Below are 18,383 nucleotides of genomic sequence, written 5' to 3'. Positions count from 1 at the left end.
CCTGGTGCGCTGCGCACCATCCAGGACCACACTCGCGCCCCACAGGCAGGCACGCGCCCGCGCCACGGCGCATGAACAGGCATCCGCCCATCTTGGCAAGGGCCTTGCTCTGGACCCGGCATTGCACACTGCCGGATTCCCCCGATGCTGGTCATTCACGAACGAATTGATACCCGGGCGAACTGGGACGAAGAGCTGCTGCTGACCTATGAGGCACGCAGCAAGAGCCGCCTGCGCTGTTTCACGGTGAAGGGTGAGGACGTCGGCCTGTTCCTCGAACGGGGCCAGCCGCCCCTGCGCGATGGCGACTGCCTGCGCGCCCAGGATGGCCGCACGGTACGCGTCAGCGCCCGCCCGGAGGCGCTGCTCCATGTCACCTGCGCCAACGCCTTCGAACTCACCCGTGCCGCCTACCATCTGGGCAACCGCCACGTCGCCCTGCAGATCGGCGACGGCTGGCTGCGCCTGCTGGACGACTACGTGCTCAAGGCCATGCTGGAACAGCTCGGCGCCACGGTGGCGCAGGTCGAAGCCGGCTTCCAGCCCGAGCATGGCGCCTACGGCGGCGGCCACCACCATTCCCACCAGCTCGAGGCGGATTTCAATTACGCACCACGCCTGCACCAGTTCGGTGTGCGCAAGTGAACACTGCGTGGCAGCTACTCAGGCTCGCCAGTCCCCAACTCCCCATCGGCGGCTACAGCTACTCCCAAGGGCTGGAGCTGGCGGTGGACACTGGCCTGGTGCATGACCCGGACAGCGCCGCGCGCTGGATCGAGGACCAGCTGCTGCTGAACCTCGCGCGCTTCGAGGCGCCGCTGCTGCTGGCCCATTGCGAAGCCGCCGCAGAGGGCGACTGGGCCGAACTCAAGACCCTGGCCGGGCGCCACCGCGCCAGCCGCGAGACCCGGGAGCTGCACCTGGAAAACCGGCAAATGGGCTATTCCCTGCAGCAACTGCTGAACGACCTGCCCGAACAGGACGAGGCCGGCCGCGCCTTGCTCGAGGAACTCGAGCAACCCGGCCTCGCCGTGGCCTGGGCCCTGGCCGCGCGCGCCTGGTCCATCACCCCGCTGGATGCCCTCGCCGCCTGGCTCTGGGGCTGGCTGGAAAACCAGCTCGCCGTATTGATGAAAACCCTGCCGCTGGGCCAGCAGGCCGCCCAGCGCCTGACCTCGGCCCTGCTACCGCGCCTGGAGCAGGCCCAGCGCGAGGCCACTGAAATCCCCCCGGACCGCTGGGGCAGCGCCGCCTTCGGCCTGGCCCTGGCGAGCATGGCGCACGAGCGCCAGTACAGCCGTCTGTTTCGTTCCTAGGAGATGCACAGCATATGAACAGCCAACCCCTGCGCGTAGGCATCGGCGGCCCCGTCGGCTCCGGCAAGACAGCCTTGACCCTGGCCCTCTGCCGCGCCCTGCGCGACCGCTACAACCTGGCAGTGGTGACCAACGACATCTACACCCAGGAAGATGCCCAGTTCCTGGTGCGCAACGAGGCCCTGGCGCCCGAGCGCATCATCGGCGTCGAGACCGGCGGCTGCCCGCACACCGCCATCCGCGAGGACGCCTCGATCAACCTGGAAGCCGTGGACCAGCTCAACCGCCGCTTCCCCGCCCTGGACCTGATCCTGGTCGAGTCCGGTGGCGACAACCTGTCGGCCACCTTCAGTCCTGAACTCTCCGACCTGACCCTCTACGTGATCGACGTTTCCGCCGGCGACAAGCTGCCGCGCAAGGGCGGACCCGGCATCTGCAAGTCCGACCTGCTGGTGATCAACAAGGTGGACCTGGCGCCCATGGTCGGCGCCTCTCTGGAGGTGATGGAGCGCGATGCCCGCAAGATGCGCGGCGAGCGCCCGTTCGTGTTCAGCAACCAGAAAATCGGCCAGGGCCTCGACGAGATCATCGCCTTCATCGAGAAGCAGGGCCTGCTGACCGCCGCCTGATCACTTCGCCCGACAGGATTCGCCTTCAAGGAGCCGCACCATGAACCTGCGCAAATCGCTCTTCGCCATCGCCCTCTTCCTCACCCCGGCCATGGCCTTCGCCCATGCCGGCCACGACCATTCCGGCCTGATGGCCGGCGTCGCCCACCCGGTCACCGGCCTCGACCACCTCCTGGCGATGCTCGCCGTCGGCCTGTGGGCCGCGCAGCAACAGGGCTCGGCGCGCTGGGTGCTGCCGCTGACCTTCGTCGGCACCATGCTGCTGGGTGGCCTGGCGGGCTTCGCCGGGCTGGAAATGCCGCTGATGGAAACCGGCATCGCCGGCTCGGTGCTGGCCCTCGGCCTGCTGGTGGCGGTGGCCATGCGCCCGCCGCTGCGGCTGGCCGCTGGCCTGACCGCCCTGTTCGCCCTGCCCCATGGTGTCGCCCACGGCCTGGAACTGCCCGAACTGACCAGCCCCTGGGGCTACGCCGCCGGCTTCGTCGCCGTTACCGCCGCCCTGCACGCTGCCGGCTACGGCCTCGTCCGCGCCCTGCCGCAGGCCGCCGCACCGCTGGTGCGGATCGCCGGTGGCGCCTCGGCGGGTGCCGGGGTGTGGTTGCTGGCGGGTTGAAGCCCGTCAGAAGACGCCCAGCGCCTTGTGGGGGCGAATTCATTCGCTGAGGGCGGCGCAGCTGCCCACTTGGAAGTCAGAAGGGCAGACCTGCGGTCTGCTTAGCGATTGAAATCGCCCCCACAGAAAAGCCGCCTGTCTCAGGATCCCCACACGGACCACAACGCGGTCCCCTTCTCATTTCTCTTCGCTCCCCTCGCCTCGCCTTCACGTCTTTGTCATAGTCCCCGCGTTTGATTCGGCACGCCCGTCCACGTCTTACGGATAAGAACAACATGAAGCGCTTCGCCCGATTCTTTCTCGCGCCCCTCTTCCTGCTTGCCATCGCCCTGCTGGCACTGGCCCTGACCAGCCGCCCGGCGGAGCGCCCCGGCGTGCTCGCCGGCTTCGGCGACAAGCCCCTGGTGATCGCCCACCGCGGCGGCCGAGGTCTCTGGCCGGAGAACACCCTGTTCGCCTTCGAGCGCGCCAACGCCCTCGATGTGGACATGCTGGAAATGGATGTGCGCCGCACCCGCGATGGTGAGCTGGTGGTGTTGCACGACCCGCTGGTGGACCGCACCACCAACGGCACCGGCAAGGTGGCCGACCTGAGCCTTGCCGAAGTGCAATTGCTGGACGCCGGCTACCGCTGGAGCGCCGATGGCGGCGAAAGTCATCCCTACCGTGGCCAGGGCATCCGCATCCCGACCTTCGCCCAGGTGCTGGCGCGCTTCCCGGAGCGGCCCAAGGTGGTGGAGATCAAGGTGCCGGACGTCGGCATGGAAGAGCAACTCTGCGCCCTCCTGGACGAGCACGAGCAGCGGGATCACGTTCTCGTGGGCAGTTTCTACGAGCGCAGCCTGAAGCGCTTCCGCCAGGTCTGCCCGGGCGTCGCCACCTCGGCCGGACCGACCTCGGTGCGGCTGCTGGTGGCGTTGAACTGGATTGGCCTCGGCAGCCTGGTCAGCCCCTCTTACCAGGCCCTGCAGATTCCCGAGCGTAGCGGCGGTCTGCAGGTGGCAAGCGAAGGCCTGATGCAGACCGCGCTGCAACGCGGGCTGGCGGTACAGATGTGGACCATCAACGAGCAGCCGGCCATGCGCCACCTGCTGGACATGGGCGCCAATGGCCTGATCACCGACTACCCGGATCGCGCCCTGCAACTGCTCGGGCGCTCCACCCGCATCACTTCGCTGAGCGATCGATAGCGAACCCGGCCCAGGTCTGGCTCACCGGCATCAACTCGAGGCTGTTGATGTTGATGTGGGCCGGCTGCTCCAGCACCCAGTAGATGGTTTCGGCGATGTCTTCCGGCTGGATCGCTTCGGCGCCGGCGTAGGTCGCGTCGTACTTCGCCTGGTCGCCGCCGAAGCGCACCAGGGAGAACTCGCTTTCGCACAGCCCCGGTTCGATGTTGGTGACCCGCACGCCGGTGCCCACCAGGTCATTGCGCAGGTTCAGCGAGAACTGGCGGACGAAGGCCTTGGTGGCGCCGTACACATGGCTGCCCGGATAGGGCCAGGTGCCGGCGATGGAGCCGAGGTTGACGATGCCGGCACCCCGGCCATGGGCGATCAGCCGCGGCAGCAACAGGCGGGTGCTGTAGAGCAGGCCCTTGATGTTGGTGTCGACCATGGTGTCCCAGTCATCCAGGCTGCACTTGGGCGCCGGATCGGTGCCCAGGGCCAGGCCGGCATTGTTGATCAGCCCGCGGATCCTGTCGTACTTCGCCGGCAGGCTGGCGATGGCCGCCTCCATGCCGGCGCGGTCGCGCACATCCAGCTCCAGGGTGTACACATCGGTCAGTGCCGAGAGTTCGTCCTTGAGTGCCTGCAGCCGCGCTGCGCGGCGGCCGGTCAGCACCAGCGACCAGCCGGCCTGGGCGAAACGCCGGGCGCAGGCTTCGCCGAATCCCGAGGTGGCGCCGGTGATGAATAGGGTGGAAGTCATGCTGTTCTCCTTGCTCCTGGGCACGAGCCCATCTGCGATTTGACCGACATAGGTTACGCCATCCACAGGGCGGTACAGTTGGCGAAAAAATCACCAGGACCACGCAGCCCCCGTTGCGTCTGGGGCAGAGCCAGGCTTCCCAAGCTTATCCACAGTCTTTCGCACAGCTGGCGGGGACAAGTTTCCGAGTGAGCAAGAGCAGTGGATGAAATGGCTAACCCGCTGTTTCCCTAGGATAAACCCTGAATGGTCGTTTTCTGATCAGGGCTTTGCGGACAGCGAATTGCGGGCTGTGGAAGCAACTGCTCCCAAGTTATCCACAGAACGCTGCACAGGATTTGTGGGTACATCGCAGCCTTGCCTGTCCGTTGTAGGTGCGAATTCATTCGCCAAGGGCTGCGCAGCAGTCCCACCCGGCGACCATGGGCAGGCCTACGGCCTGCTTGGCGAATGAATTCGCCCCCACAGGAGAAGCGCAGGCCGCGCACTACGCCTGTGGATATCCCCCATCGGACAGGCGGGCCAGGCCCTTTTTCCCACGGGCCTAGACTTCTCTGCCTAGTCACAGAGGAGATCGGGTCATGGTCAGAGTCGCCTTGCTGGTACGCCTGGAAGCCAAGCCAGGCAAAGTCGCCGAAGTGGAGGATTTCCTCCGCGCCGGCCTGCCGCTGGTGGAAGAGGAACCCGATACCACGGCTTGGTTTGCCCTGCGCATGGGTCCGCAGAGCTTCGGCATCTTCGACGCGTTCGAAGGCGAGGTGGGGCTGCAGGCCCACCTCGCCGGTAAGGTGGCCGCCGCCCTGATGGAGCGCGCCGGTGAGCTGTTCAGCGAACCGCCGCAGATCGAACGGGTGGAGGTGCTGGCGGCCAAGCTGCCTGTCGCCGAGGAGGACGAAGAGTTCTAGGCACGCAAGCGCATCCGTAGGTTGAGCCGGGCGGCGCTCCGCTGAGCTCCGCGAAGCCCAACAGGCTGCGCACGGATCGTTGGGCTTCGCTGGCTCAGCGCCAACCTACGCGGAGTCCGCCAGGGACAGCAGCAACTGCGCGGCGATCAGGTCTTCCAGGGCATAGCCGACGGATTTGAACAGGGTGATCTCGCTGTTGGTCTGGCGATGGCCACGGCCGTGGAGCAGGTCGCTCAGCTCGAAGTGGATGCTCTGTTCGCTGATGGCGCCGTCAGCAATGGCGAAGAGCAGGTCGCCAGCCTCTTCCAGCGCGCCGGCGCGGGTGTCGACCACGATGCGCGAGCGGGCCACCGCCGCACTGTCGGTTTCGCGCATGCTCGGCAGGAAGGCGCCCACCAAGTCCAGGTGGCAGCCCGGCCGCAGCCAGTCGCCGAGTATCAGCGGCGAGGTCGAGGTGGTGACGCAGCTGATGCAGTCGGCCTGCTGGGCGCAGGTCTGCAGATCGGCGGCCACCTGCACGGGATAGCCCTCGGCATTGAGCTGGCGCGCCAGTGCCGCGGCCTTTTCCGGGTCGCGGCCCCAGATATCCACACGTTCGTATTGGCGCACCACGCTGTGGGCACGGACCATGTGCGCGGCCAGGGCGCCGGTGCCCACCACCAGCAGGCGGCTGGCGTCATGGCGGACCAGCGCGCTGGCGGCCAGGGCCGAGGTGCAGGCGGTGCGGCGGGCGGTGAGTTCGGACGCCTCCAGCACCGCCAGGGGCTGGCCGGTGGCGTCGTCGAACAGGGTGAAGAGCGCGGCGACCGAGGGCAGGCCCTTGGCGCCGTTGTTCGGGAACACGGTGACCAGTTTCACCCCGACGCCCTGCCCTTTCTGCCAGACCGGCATGCACAGCAGCGTGGCGTCTTGCGGCAGGGCGTGGCAGGCGCGCACCGGCGCCTCGGCCGGGTTGGCCAGGCCCTTGCGCAGGGCCTCGATGAGTTGTGGATAATCCAGCGCCGTGGCGACGTCGGCGTTGGTGAAGAAGCGGACAGATTGCATATTGAGCTCCTTGGCAGGCCCTCACCCCCGGCCCCTCTCCCAGAGGGAGAGGGGAGGAACAGCAGTCAGTGACCGCCGAGGTAGGCGTTGCGGACGTCCTGGTTGCCCAGCAGTTCCTCGCCCGTGCCGCTCATGCGGATTTCCCCGGTGACCATCACGTAGGCGCGGTCGGAGAGCTTCAGCGCGTGGTTGGCGTTCTGCTCGACGAGGAAGATGGTCATGCCGGTCTGGGCCAGTTCCCGCAGGGTCTGGAAGATCTGCTTGACCACGATGGGCGCGAGACCCAGGGACGGCTCGTCGAGCAGCAGCAGCTTGGGCCGGCTCATCAGCGCGCGGGCGATGGCGAGCATCTGCTGCTCGCCGCCGGACATGGTCATGGCGCGCTGGTTACGCCGCTCCTTGAGGCGCGGGAACAGCTCGAACATGCGCTGCATGTCTTCGTCGGCATGGTCCATGCCGATGGGGATGGTGCCCATCAGCAGGTTCTCCTCCACGCTCATGTCGGGGAACACCCGGCGCCCTTCCGGCGACTGGGCGACACCGTTGGAGGCGACGTAGTCCGCCGAGCGGTGGGTGATGTCGGTGCCGTGGTAGACGATCTGCCCGGCTGCCGCGCGCGGCTGGCCGAAGATCGACATCAAGAGAGTCGACTTGCCCGCGCCGTTGGCGCCGATCAGGCTCACCGTCTCGCCTTCGTTGATGTGCAGGCTGACCTTCTTCAGGGCCTGGATGGGTCCGTAGAAGACGTCGACATCCTTGAACTCCAGGAGGGACGCGCTCATGCCACTTCCTCCTCTTCGGCGCCCAGGTAGGCGGCGATTACCTTTGGATCGTGGCGGATCGCGTGGGGATTGCCCTCGGCGATCACTTCGCCGTGGTCCAGCACCACGATGTAGTCGGAAATGCTCATCACCATGCCCATGTCGTGTTCAATCAGCAGTACGGTCTGGTCGTGTTCGTCGCGCAGCTTGCGGATGATCCGGCTGAGCGCCTCGGTTTCGGCCGGGTTGAGGCCGGCGGCCGGTTCGTCCAGGCAGATCAGCTGCGGCCGGGTGCACATGGCGCGGGCGATCTCCAGGCGGCGCTGCTGGCCGTAGGAGAGTTCACCGGCCAGGCGGTTGGCACAGTCCACCAGGTCCACCACCTCCAGCCAGTAGAAAGCGTGGTTCAGCGCGTCCTCCTCGGCCCTGCGGAAGCCCGGGGTGTTGAACACGCCGGCCAGCAGGTTGCGGTTGACCCACATGTGCTGCGCTACCAACAGGTTCTCCACCACCGACATCTCCCGGAACAGGCGGATGTTCTGGAAGGTGCGCGCAAGACCTGCGCGGTTCACCAGGTGGGTGCCGCCGAACATCTTGTAGTGCAGGCGGCTGGCGAACTGCGCGGGCTGGACGAAGTCGGTCGGCTGGAACGGCTCGCCGAGCACCTTGATGATGTCGGTGCTGGTCTCGCGGGTGTTGAGGTGGATACGCCCGCCGGTGGCCTTGTAGAAACCGGTCAGGCAGTTGAACACGGTGGTCTTGCCGGCGCCGTTGGGGCCGATCAGCGCAGAGATGGAGCCGCGCTTGATCTTCAGGCTGACGTCGTTGAGCGCCTTGATGCCGCCGAAGTGCATCATCAGGTGCTCGACGCTGAGGATGTATTCGCTCATGGCGCGACTCCTTTACGCGGGGTGAAGCCGCTGCGGCTGATGCGGATCAGCCCGCGCGGCCGCCAGATCATCATCAGCACCATGAGGATGCCGAACAGCAGCACACGATAGTCGGCGAAGGCGCGCAGCAGCTCCGGGGCGACAGTGAGGACGAAGGCGGCGATCACCACCCCGACGGTCGAGCCCATGCCGCCGAGCACGACGATGGCGAGGATCAGCGCCGACTCGAAGAAGGTGAAGGACGAGGGGTTGACGAAGCCCTGGTAGCTGGCGAAGAACACCCCGGCCAGGCCGGCGGTGGAGGCGCCCAGCATGAACGCCGAGAGCTTCACCAGCACATGGTTGAGGCCCATGGCGCGGCAGGCGATCTCGTCCTCGCGCAGCGCTTCCCAGGCACGCCCGACCGGCATGCGGGTCAGCCGGTGCTTGATGTAGAGCACCAGCATCACCACCAGGAACAGCACCACGTAGATGAACAGGAATTTCAGGTTGGGGTTGTAGGCGATGCCGAAGAACTCGTGGAAGGGCACCCCGCCCTCCTTGGCCCGCCGGCCCAGCTCGAGGCCGAAGAAAGTCGGCGACGGCACCGACATGCCGTTCGGGCCGCCGGTGAAGTCCAGCCAATTGTTGAGGATCAGGCGGATGATCTCGCCGAAGCCCAGGGTGACGATGGCCAGGTAGTCACCGTGCATGCGCAGCACCGGGAAGCCGAGCAGCGCACCGGCCATCGCCGCAATCAGGGGCGACAGCGGCAGCACCGACCAGAAGCCCAGGCCGAGGTACTCGTAGCCGAGCGCCAGGCCGTAGGCGCCGATGGCGTAGAAGGCCACGTAGCCGAGGTCGAGCAGACCGGCCAGGCCAACCACGATGTTCAGGCCGAGGCCGAGCAGCACGTAGATCAGCCCGAGGATGACCACGGTGAGCAGGTACTTGCCGGCGAAGAGGGGAAAGATCACGGCGGCGAGCATGATCAACGGGATGATCCAGCGCAGCCGGCTCTTGTAGTCCGGCGCGCGCACGTGGACGCCGGAGCCGGCGCTCTCGAAGCGCTGCATCAGCAGCTCGCCGCGGGCGGTCTGCAGGTACAGGCTCAGGGCGAAGCGACCGAGCATGACGACGCCGATCATCGCGCCGACCCGCTTGAACTCCAGGTTGAAGCTGTAGCCGTCGAGGACCACGCCGACGATGGGGCCGAACACGATCAGCGCCAGCAGGCCGGCGAGCACCGCATCCAGCAGGCTTTTCTTGATATCGATGGGTTTGCTTGCGATAGCCGAGGACATGCTTACACCTTCGCGACGTGCGGACGGCCAAGCAGGCCTTGGGGACGGAAGATCAGGATCAGGACCAGCAGGGAGAAGCTGAACACGTCCTTGTAGTCCGTGTTGACCATGCCGGAGAACTGCGCCTCGGCGATGCCGAGGATGATGCCGCCGAGCATGGCCCCGGGCAGCGAGCCGATGCCGCCGAGCACCGCGGCGGTGAAGGCCTTGATGCCGATGATGAAGCCGGCATAGAAGTCGAAGGTGCCGTAGTTCATGGTGATCAGCACGCCGGCCAGGGCGGCCATGGCGGCGCCGATGACGAACACGTAGGAGATCACCCGGTCGGTGTTGATGCCGAGGATCGAGGCCATCTTGCGATCCTGCTGGGTGGCGCGGCACATGCGGCCGAGCTTGGTGCGCTGGATGATGTAGGTCAGCACACCCATGCCGAGGAAGGCGGCGACCAGGATGAACACCTTGGTGTAGGTGAGCTGCACGAAGCCGTCACCGACGTGGAACTTCAGCGCGCCGTCGAGCAGGGTGGGCACGCCCTGCTGGCGGGCTCCCTGGCTGAGCTGCACGTAGTTCTGCAGGATCAGCGACATGCCGATGGCGGAGATCAGCGGCGCCAGGCGGGTGGAGTTGCGCAGCGGCTTGTAGGCGATGCGCTCGATCACGAACCCGTACACACCCGTCACCAGGATGGTGAACAGCAGGGTGCCGAGGATCAGCAGGGGGAAGGATTCCAGGCCGAAGAAGGCCAGGAGGGCCAGGGTAATCGCGGCGATGTAGGCGGAGATCATGTACACCTCGCCGTGGGCGAAGTTGATCATGCCGATGATGCCGTAAACCATGGTGTAGCCGATGGCGATCAGACCATAGACCGACCCGAGGGTCAGCCCGTTGATCAGCTGTTGCAGGATAATACCGTCCATCACTCAGTCTCGTCTTTTGGGGGACCGACCTTGGGTTCGGTCGGCCTCCGCGAGTGGAATCAGACGGGCACCACTGAATTACCGTGTCAAATCGGGTGCTTCCACACCCGGCTCAAGCAGAAAAGGACTTCAGCAGTTTCCCGGAATGCACCGACCGGCCAGATGCGGGTGGCACCTGGCCGGTCAGCCGAGCTAAAGGTCCGCGGCCCGTTCGGGTCGCGCGAACCGGTCATCACTGCTGGCTGTACTTGCCCTTGTCGTCCCACTCGTAGATCACGTAGTCGGAGACCTTCAGGTCACCCTTGGAGTCCCACTCCTTCTTGCCCATCACGGTTTGCACCGGATGGCTCTTCAGCCATTCGGAAGCCTTGGCCGGATCGTTGGAACCGGCACCATTGAAGCCTGCAGCCAGGGCCTGCAGCGTGGCGTAGGCATACAGGGTGTAGCCTTCCGGCTCGAAGCCGCCGGCGCGGAACTTCTCGATCACCGCCTTGCCGTCCGAAATCTTGCGCGGGTCGGCGCCGAAGGTCATCTGCACGCCCTTGGTGTACTGCGGGCCGCCGGCGGTGGTGACCAGTTCGTCGGTGACGATGCCGTCGCCGGAGAGGAACACGGCGGTCAGGCCCTGCTCGCGCATCTGGCGGACCAGCGGACCGGCTTCGGGGTGCAGGCCGCCGAAGTAGACGACCTCGGCACCGGTGGCGCGGATCTTGGTGACCAGCGCGTTGAAGTCTTTCTCGCCACGGGTCAGGCCTTCGTACAGGACTTCCTTCACGCCGCGCTTGGCCAGCTGCGCCTTGGTGGCGTCGGCCAGGCCCTGACCGTAGGTGTCCTTGTCGTGGATGATGGCGACCTTGGTGGCCTTGAGCTTGTCGACGATGTAGTCGCCGGCGACGATGCCCTGCTGGTCGTCACGGCCGCACATGCGGAACATGCCGGAGAGGCCGCGCTCGGTCACGGCGGGGTTGGTGGAGCCCGGGGTCATGGCGATGACGCCCGCTTCGTCGTAGACCTCGGAAGCCGGGATGGTGGAGGAGGAGCAGAAATGACCGACCACGGCGATGGCCTTGTCCTGGTCGACCAGGCGGTTGGCCACGGCCACGGCCTGCTTCGGCTCGCAGGCGTCGTCGGCCTTCACCAGCTTGATCTTCTCGCCGTTGATACCGCCGGCGGCGTTGAGGTCCTCGGCGGCCTGGGTGGCGCCGCGCCAGTATTGTTCGCCAAAGGAAGCGTTGGCGCCGGTGTGCGGCCCGGCAACGCCGATTACAACATCAGCCTGTACAACGGAAGAAACGCCCAGCGCGGTGGTAACCGCCAGAGCCAGAAAGCCTTTTCTGAAAATCTTCTGCGACATGGAGTTTTGCTCCTGAGGTTTTTAGGGTTAGCGCTCGTATTCAGCAAGTGGCGTGCCATTAATTCTTGTAGTTGCTCCGCGCCCTGAAAGGCCTTTCCCACCTCCTTATTTCTTATTTTTATTCTTATGAATCAATAACTTCCAAATCGATTCAATAAACCTGCAGGCGTGCCTGCAAGCCGCCTGGCATCAGCATGCCAGCACGGTTGGTAACAATAGCCCCACGGTACCTATTTGCACATCACTGGTGCGCGAAATTTCCCACAGCGCACTGTTACTGATATGCCCTTATTCCTCCCATCCTGCAAGAAAGTGTCACCTGTCACAAAGCGGTGCAGCACAACTTTTTTGCGATCTTCATCACGTGCTCAATAACCGGCGCCCACTGCATGACGCCTTTTCGTAGGGTGGAAATCGCTTTTCATTTCCACCATTCGATGCTGGCCCGAACGTCCATGGTGGACCGGTGAAGCGTGGCCCACCCTACGCCATCCTCCCCTTCCTGCTAGATCACCACGCGCAGGCATTGCCCTGCGTGATAGAGCGAGAAACCCGCTTCATACAGCGAACTCCTGAGCCCCGCCGCCGCCACCGCACGCATGGGCTGGAACGGCATCGGCAGCGCCTGCTCGTCCCCGCTCAGCAGGTAGTCGGCGAAGGCCTTGCCCACCACGCTGCCGGTGGTGACCCCGCGTCCGTTGTAACCGGTGAAGGCCAGCAGGCCGGGCGCCGGTTCGTAAAGGCGCATCAGGTGGTCGGGGGTGAAATCGATGCGGCCGGTCCAGGTGAATTCCCAGTCCAGTTTGCCGAGATACGGGAAGTAGTGGCGCTGGATGCGGTCGGCCCAGGCGCGCAGGAACCAGGCCGGCTTGCGCGAGCCGTCGCCCAGGCTGCCGAGCAGCAGGCGGCCATCGGCGTCGCGGCGGATGCTGCTGAGCACCTGGCGAGTGTCCCAGGAGCCCTGCCCGCCCGGCAGGATGCGCGCGGCAGCCTCGCCCGAGAGGGGCGTGGACGCCACCTGGTAGTAGTAACCGGGGAAGAAGTGACGACGCAGCTCGGTCCACTCACCCTCGGTGTAGGCGTTGGAGGCGATCACCACCTGGGGTGCGATGGCCGCACCGTGTTCGCTGACCACACACCAGTTGGCGCCCTGGCGCTCCAGGCGCAGCACGGGCGAACGTTCGAAGAGCTGGCCGCCGAGATACTTCACCGCACGGGCCAGGCCACGGGTGTAGCCCATGGGGTTGAGGGTGCCGGCGCGGCGGTCGAGCAGCGCGGCGGCGATCCGGTCGGTACCGGTGGCTTCGCGGCAGGCGGCGCCGGTCAGCAGCTCGACCGGCGCACCACGGCGCTGCCACTGCTCGCAGCGGCTGGCGAGGTCGGCCTGGCCACGGGCATTGTGAGCCATGTGCAGGGTGCCTTCGCGACGCAGCTGGCAGTCGATGTCGTAACGGTCGACCAGGGAGAACACCAGCGATGGCGCGGCGCCCAGAGTCCGATTAAGTCGCTCGCCGGCCTGGCGGCCAAGGCCGGCCTCGATCTCGTCCGGCGGTATCCACATGCCGGCGTTGACCAGCCCGACATTGCGCCCGGAACCGCCGTGCCCGGCCGTGTGGGCTTCGAGCAGGCACACGCGCTTGCCGGCCTCCAGCAGGTGCAGGGCGGCGGAGAGGCCGGTGAAACCGGCCCCGATCACGCACACATCGACTTTGACCTCGCCGTGCAGCACGGGGCTTTCCGGCAGTTCGGGCGTCAGATACTCCCAGAGGCATTCCTGGCGCAGGGTCATGGGGTCAATCCTTAGGGCCGGAACCCGCTCAGTCGAAGGTGATGCCCTGGGCCAGCGGCAGCTCGTGGGAATAGTTCACAGTGTTGGTCTGCCGGCGCATGTAGGCCTTCCAGGCGTCCGAGCCGGACTCGCGGCCGCCGCCGGTTTCCTTCTCGCCGCCGAAGGCACCGCCGATCTCGGCGCCGCTGGGGCCGATATTGACGTTGGCGATACCGCAGTCGCTGCCCACCGCCGACTGGAACAGCTCAGCCTCGCGCACGTCGGTGGTGAAAAGGCAGGAAGACAGCCCCTGGGGCACCGCGTTGTTCAGGCGGATGGCGTCGGCGAAATCGCTGTAGCCGACCACGTAGAGGATGGGCGCGAAGGTCTCGTGGCAGACCACGGCGCTCTGCCCCGGCATTTCGACTATGGCCGGCGACACGTAGTAGGCGCTGGGGAACTGCGCGGCCAGCTGGCGCTCGCCGCCGAAGACCTTGCCGCCTTCGCCGCGGGCCTGTTCCAGGGCGCGCTGCATGGCGTCGAAGCTCTGCTGGTCGATCAGCGGACCGACCAGGTTGCCCTCCAGCGGATGACCGATGCGCACCTTGGCGTAGGCGGCCTTGAGGCGCTCGACGATCTCGGCCTTCACCGATTCGTGGGCGATCAGCCGGCGCAGGGTGGTGCAGCGCTGGCCGGCGGTGCCGACGGCGCTGAAGAGAATGGCGCGCACCGCCAGGTCGAGGTCGGCGCTCGGGGAGAGGATCATCGCATTGTTGCCGCCCAGCTCCAGCACGCTGCGGCCGAAGCGCGCCGCCACCTTGGGACCGACCTCGCGCCCCATGCGGGTGCTGCCGGTGGCACTGACCAGGGCCACGCGCGAATCATCCACCAGGGCTTCGCCGGCCTCGCGGGCGCCGATCACCACTTGGCTGAGATGCGCCGGCGCGTCGCTGAAATTCTTCGCCACGCGCTCGAACAGCGCCTGGCAGGCCAGGGCAGTGAGCGGTGTCTTCTCGGACGGTTTCCACACCACCGGGTTGCCGCAGACCAGAGCCAGTGCAGCGTTCCAGGACCAGACCGCGACCGGGAAGTTGAAGGCGCTGATCACGCCGACCACGCCCAGCGGGTGCCAGGTCTCGCGCATGTGGTGGCCAGGGCGCTCGGAGGCGATGGTCAGGCCGTAGAGCTGGCGCGACAGGCCGACGGCGAAGTCGCAGATATCGATCATTTCCTGCACTTCACCCAGGCCTTCCTGGGTGATCTTGCCGGCTTCCCAGGACACCAGTTCGCCCAGTTCCGCTTTGTGCTGGCGCAGCACTTCGCCGAACTGGCGGATCAGCTCGCCACGGCGTGGCGCCGGTACCTTGCGCCAGGCCGCGAAGGCATCAACGGCACGGGCGATTTTCTGTTCCACCTCGGCGCGGCCTTCCAGACGCACGGTGCCGATGCGGCTGCCGTCGATGGGCGAATGGACGGCGTGCTCGCCCTGCTGGTAGAGGGATGAATTGACACCGAGGCGGTCAAGCAGTGCGGTAACCATGGGAACTCCTGTCACAAAAATGATGGCTCCATACCTGTAGGAGCGAGCTCGCTCGCGAAGATTCGCCAGCAAGCTGGCTCCTACCGATCAAAGCCGAGTCGGAATGGCACCAGTAATAGCCGCGAAAAGGGCTTGCCAACAAACGACCTTTCCGACACATATCATTCCGTTAATTCATGGATCAGCCCGTACAAGAGAAAACCGATGCTGAAACGTCACATGCCCTCGATCACCGCCCTGCAATGCTTCGAGGCGGTGGCCCGGCACCTCAGTTTCACCCGCGCCTCCGAGGAGCTCGCCCTGACCCAGAGCGCGGTGAGCAAACAGGTGGCACAACTGGAGGAACTGCTCCAGCACCTGCTGTTCCGCCGCGTGCGCCGACGCCTGCAGCTGACCCCGGCGGGCTCGCTCTACCTCACCGAGGTGCGCAAGATCCTCACCCAGGTGGAGATGTCCACCCACTACATGCTGTCCTACGGCGGCGACACCGACGTGCTGCGGGTGGCCACCCCGCCGACCTTCGGTGCGCGCTGGTTGATCCCCCGGCTCAAGGGCTGGCGCCTGCGCCACCCGAACATTCACCTGGACCTGCGCAACGAGCTGGAGCCCACCGCCCTGACCCAGGGCCGCTGCGACCTGGCCTTCTTCTTCGGCCAGGGCGCCTTGCCCGGCGCCGAGTGCATCCGCCTGTTCGGCGAGGAAGTGGTGCCGGTCTGCGCACCGAGCGTGATGCCCACGCAGCCCTTCACCGAGCCGACCCAGCTCACCGAGCTGGTGCTGCTGCAGAACGCCACCCGCCCGGAAGCCTGGCACGAGTGGTTCCAGAGCCAGGACCGGCATACCGAGCACAGCTACCACGGGCCGCGCTTCGACACCTCCTACATGTGCATCCGTGCCGCCCAGGCCGGCTGCGGCGTGGCCCTGCTGCCACGCTTCCTGGTGGAAGAGGAACTGGCCGAAGGCAAGCTGGTGATCCCCTGGGACCACCCGATGCCCAGCCGCAACGCCTACTACCTGGCCTACCCTGAGCACGTGGCCGAAGTGCCCAAGGTGCGCGACTTCGTGCGCTGGATGCTGGAGCAGATGGATCAGGAACCGCTGTAGGAGGATCACGACCGGCTGTTTTTCCGTAGGGGCAAGTCCAATGACTCCCCGCGGTTTCAGGAAAAAACGGAATGAACCCGGCGGTTGCTCCAGAAACAAAAAGGCCGCTACACGGAGCGGCCTTTTCGTATCCACCTGTGGGTCAGTCGACCAGGGCCAGGGTACCCTTCATCATCGACACGTGCCCTGGGAAGGAGCAGAAGAACTCGTAGCTCTCGCCGGCAGCCAGCTTGGATACCTCGAAGGTCACGCTGTCGCTCTCGCCACCGCCGATCATCTTGGTGTGGGCGATGATGCGGGGGTCGTCGGCCTTCAGGTAGTCCTTGTCGAGGCCGGCGGTCATGCCTTCGGTGGCGATGGGCTGGGCATCGGCGGTCTTGCTCAGCACCCAGTTGTGGCCCATCACGTTCTTGGCCAGCTTGCCGGAGTGCTTGAGGTTCACGGTGAAGGTCTTGCAACTTTTGCTGACCTTGATTTCCTTCGTATCGAAAGTCATCTGGTCAGTGCCTTGCACATCCACGGTACATTCAGCAGCCAGCAGAGGTGCACTGGCCAGGGCCAGCACGGATGCAACGACGAGCTTGCGAATCATGGGAGTCTCCTTGGCAGAATGGGCAAAAGGCCCAACTAGGGAGACTGCCCGATTTGCCGGCGAGTTCCCATGACCTGCGGCAACTGGCCGCAACCCTGTTTACAAGGAGTTTCGCCCCCCCATGCTGTCCTTCTTCATCGCCGCGATGCTCCTGGGCTTCGTGTTCAACGCCGCGCCCGGTGCGGTATTCAGCGAAACCCTGCGACGCGGCCTGCGGGGTGGCTACCAACCCGCGCTGATGGTGCAGATCGGCTCGCTGGTGGGCGACGCCACCTGGGCCGCGCTTGGCCTCACGGGTCTCGCCCTGTTGCTGGACAGCGCCGCCGTGCGCTATCCGCTGACCATCGCCAGCGCCCTCTACCTCGGCTGGCTCGGGCTGCAGTCACTGCGCGACGCCCACCGGCCGCCGCCGCCCTCGACCGAAGAGGGTGGCGCCAGCGGCAGCGCCTTCGCCTCGGGCGCGGCGCTGTCCCTGACCAACCCGCAGAACATCGTCTACTGGGCCGCCATGGGCGGTGCCATGGCAGCCGTTGGCGTAGCGCAGCCGACGCCCATGCACCTGGCGGTCTTCTTCGGCGGCTTCATGCTGTCCTCGCTGCTCTGGTGCTTTATCTGCGCCGGCCTGGTGGACTGGTTCCGCCGCGCCGCCTCCACCCTCTGGCACCGCCTCACCTACCTCGCCTGCGGCCTGTGCCTGCTGGGACTTTCGGGCATGACGGCGGCGGAACTGCTGAAGCTGGCCTGACCCCTATAGGGCTGATCGACACAATCAACGGGCGGGCCGCGCGAGGCGGCCCTAGCATGGCGCCATTCATCCATAAGGAGATGCGCCATGAACTTCCTGCAAAGCCTGCTCGCCGCCTACGCCGCCGGGGCCTGTGGCGCTTCCGCCGAATAGCCCTGCCGTCCTACCGTTCGGAAGCTGACCATTCACGCAGCTTGGAGCCCGAGGGCGAAGCCGGTACTCTTGCGCGCTTTTTTTCGCACCAGGAGTCCCCCATGTCCTTGCGTTCCATCTGCGTGTTCTGCGGTGCCAGCCCCGGCGCCAAGCCGATCTACCGTGAAACCGCCGCCCTCCTGGGCCACACCCTGGCCGAACGCGGCATCACCCTGGTCTACGGCGGTGGTGCGGTTGGCCTGATGGGCACGGTCGCCGATGCGGCCCTGGCCGCCGGTGGCGAGGTCATCGGGGTGATTCCGCAGAGCCTGATGAACGCCGAAATCGGCCACAAGGGCCTGACCCGCCTGGAAGTGGTAGATGGCATGCACGCGCGCAAGGCACGCATGGCCGAACTCTCCGACGCCTTCATCGCCCTGCCCGGCGGCCTCGGCACACTGGAAGAGCTCTTCGAGATCTGGACCTGGGGCCAGCTCGGCTACCACAGCAAGCCGCTGGGTCTGCTGGAAGTGAACAGCTTCTACGACAAGCTCACCGATTTCCTCGACCACCTGGTGGAAGAGCGTTTCGTCCGCGACCAGCACCGCGGCATGCTGCAGGTCGGCGGCCACCCGGAGACCTTGCTCGACCGCCTGGAAGCCTGGCGCCCCAGCAGCGCCCCGAAATGGGTCGATCGCAAGCCTCATTGATCCCCGCCCGGCCCGGCTAGATTCTGTACGAAAAATCGCCGAGCGACGGTCAGGCTAGGCAAAAATCGGTGAGGAAGCGGAGTTAACGAGCTGTTAATGAGCATTCCGAACCGATTTTTAACGACGCATCACCGAGCGCAGGCAGTTT

19 protein-coding genes are annotated in these 18,383 nt (G+C 65.9%); 9 read left to right on the top strand and 10 right to left on the bottom strand.

Annotated features, from left to right (window positions below; translation table 11 throughout):
• The first annotated feature begins 144 nt into the window (after nt 1-144).
• The 5 genes from ureE to E8F11_RS29880 all read left to right on the top strand — a co-directional run bounded on the left by ureE (nt 145) and on the right by E8F11_RS29880 (nt 3,748).
• The gene (gene ureE / locus E8F11_RS29900) at nt 145-645 is read left to right on the top strand and encodes an urease accessory protein UreE (RefSeq protein ID WP_280292540.1); all 501 of its coding nucleotides are present in this window, start codon (nt 145-147) and stop codon (nt 643-645) included.
• Nucleotides 642-1,316, top strand: coding sequence for an urease accessory UreF family protein (locus E8F11_RS29895; RefSeq protein WP_280292539.1), 675 nt, complete (start codon nt 642-644; stop codon nt 1,314-1,316). Before ureE ends, E8F11_RS29895 begins: the two co-directional genes overlap by 4 nt.
• Nucleotides 1,317-1,330: 14 nt before the next feature.
• Nucleotides 1,331-1,945 carry an urease accessory protein UreG gene (gene ureG, locus E8F11_RS29890; protein ID WP_280292538.1) on the top strand — a complete coding sequence of 205 codons (615 nt, stop codon included), beginning with the start codon at nt 1,331-1,333 and terminating at the stop codon, nt 1,943-1,945.
• Between the two features lie 40 nt (nt 1,946-1,985).
• A complete protein-coding gene (locus E8F11_RS29885; RefSeq protein WP_280292537.1) occupies nt 1,986-2,558 on the top strand; it encodes a HupE/UreJ family protein in 573 nt (190 codons plus the stop codon).
• 275 nt (nt 2,559-2,833) lie between these two features.
• Nucleotides 2,834-3,748, top strand: a complete 915-nt coding sequence (locus E8F11_RS29880) for a glycerophosphodiester phosphodiesterase (protein ID WP_280292536.1) — start codon at nt 2,834-2,836, stop codon at nt 3,746-3,748.
• Here E8F11_RS29880 and E8F11_RS29875 read toward each other — a convergent pair.
• Entirely contained in the window at nt 3,726-4,490 is a 765-nt protein-coding gene (locus tag E8F11_RS29875) for an SDR family oxidoreductase (RefSeq protein WP_280292535.1), read from the bottom strand. The genes E8F11_RS29880 and E8F11_RS29875 overlap by 23 nt on opposite strands.
• A gap of 581 nt (nt 4,491-5,071) precedes the next feature.
• Between E8F11_RS29875 and E8F11_RS29870 the strand changes: the two genes are divergently transcribed.
• Nucleotides 5,072-5,395, top strand: coding sequence for an antibiotic biosynthesis monooxygenase (locus tag E8F11_RS29870; protein ID WP_280292534.1), 324 nt, complete (start codon nt 5,072-5,074; stop codon nt 5,393-5,395).
• 105 nt (nt 5,396-5,500) lie between these two features.
• Here the strand turns inward: E8F11_RS29870 and E8F11_RS29865 are convergent, their stop codons facing one another.
• The 8 genes from E8F11_RS29865 to E8F11_RS29830 form a co-directional block, all read right to left on the bottom strand.
• On the bottom strand, nt 5,501-6,439 hold the full coding sequence (locus E8F11_RS29865) for an ornithine cyclodeaminase family protein (RefSeq protein ID WP_280292533.1): 939 nt from the start codon (nt 6,437-6,439) through the stop codon (nt 5,501-5,503).
• Between the two features lie 65 nt (nt 6,440-6,504).
• Nucleotides 6,505-7,221, bottom strand: a complete 717-nt coding sequence (locus E8F11_RS29860) for an ABC transporter ATP-binding protein (RefSeq protein WP_280292532.1) — start codon at nt 7,219-7,221, stop codon at nt 6,505-6,507.
• Nucleotides 7,218-8,090 (bottom strand): ATP-binding cassette domain-containing protein, encoded by an 873-nt coding sequence (locus E8F11_RS29855; protein ID WP_280292531.1) that lies wholly within the window; start codon nt 8,088-8,090, stop codon nt 7,218-7,220. Before E8F11_RS29855 ends, E8F11_RS29860 begins: the two co-directional genes overlap by 4 nt.
• On the bottom strand, nt 8,087-9,373 hold the full coding sequence (livM, locus tag E8F11_RS29850; RefSeq protein ID WP_280292530.1) for a high-affinity branched-chain amino acid ABC transporter permease LivM: 1,287 nt from the start codon (nt 9,371-9,373) through the stop codon (nt 8,087-8,089). Before livM ends, E8F11_RS29855 begins: the two co-directional genes overlap by 4 nt.
• Nucleotides 9,374-9,375: 2 nt before the next feature.
• Nucleotides 9,376-10,290, bottom strand: coding sequence for a branched-chain amino acid ABC transporter permease LivH (locus tag E8F11_RS29845; RefSeq protein WP_280292529.1), 915 nt, complete (start codon nt 10,288-10,290; stop codon nt 9,376-9,378).
• 232 nt (nt 10,291-10,522) lie between these two features.
• Entirely contained in the window at nt 10,523-11,644 is a 1,122-nt protein-coding gene (locus E8F11_RS29840; protein ID WP_280292528.1) for a branched-chain amino acid ABC transporter substrate-binding protein, read from the bottom strand.
• A gap of 505 nt (nt 11,645-12,149) precedes the next feature.
• A complete protein-coding gene (locus tag E8F11_RS29835; protein ID WP_280292527.1) occupies nt 12,150-13,433 on the bottom strand; it encodes an FAD-binding oxidoreductase in 1,284 nt (427 codons plus the stop codon).
• 28 nt (nt 13,434-13,461) lie between these two features.
• The gene (locus E8F11_RS29830) at nt 13,462-14,952 is read right to left on the bottom strand and encodes an aldehyde dehydrogenase family protein (RefSeq protein WP_280292526.1); all 1,491 of its coding nucleotides are present in this window, start codon (nt 14,950-14,952) and stop codon (nt 13,462-13,464) included.
• A gap of 204 nt (nt 14,953-15,156) precedes the next feature.
• Between E8F11_RS29830 and E8F11_RS29825 the strand changes: the two genes are divergently transcribed.
• On the top strand, nt 15,157-16,056 hold the full coding sequence (locus E8F11_RS29825) for a LysR substrate-binding domain-containing protein (RefSeq protein WP_280292525.1): 900 nt from the start codon (nt 15,157-15,159) through the stop codon (nt 16,054-16,056).
• Between the two features lie 142 nt (nt 16,057-16,198).
• On the opposite strand, the gene azu is transcribed toward E8F11_RS29825, so the two are convergent.
• Entirely contained in the window at nt 16,199-16,648 is a 450-nt protein-coding gene (azu, locus tag E8F11_RS29820) for an azurin (protein WP_280292524.1), read from the bottom strand.
• A gap of 121 nt (nt 16,649-16,769) precedes the next feature.
• Between azu and E8F11_RS29815 the strand changes: the two genes are divergently transcribed.
• Nucleotides 16,770-17,393, top strand: a complete 624-nt coding sequence (locus E8F11_RS29815; protein ID WP_280292523.1) for a LysE family transporter — start codon at nt 16,770-16,772, stop codon at nt 17,391-17,393.
• A gap of 254 nt (nt 17,394-17,647) precedes the next feature.
• Nucleotides 17,648-18,235, top strand: a complete 588-nt coding sequence (locus tag E8F11_RS29810) for a TIGR00730 family Rossman fold protein (RefSeq protein WP_280292522.1) — start codon at nt 17,648-17,650, stop codon at nt 18,233-18,235.
• Nucleotides 18,236-18,383 lie beyond the last annotated feature (148 nt).

Source organism: Pseudomonas sp. BN417 (assembly GCF_029871205.1).
Classification (GTDB): domain Bacteria; phylum Pseudomonadota; class Gammaproteobacteria; order Pseudomonadales; family Pseudomonadaceae; genus Metapseudomonas.
Note: the sequence above shows the minus strand (reverse complement) of the source record. Positions and strands in the feature narration are given on the sequence as shown.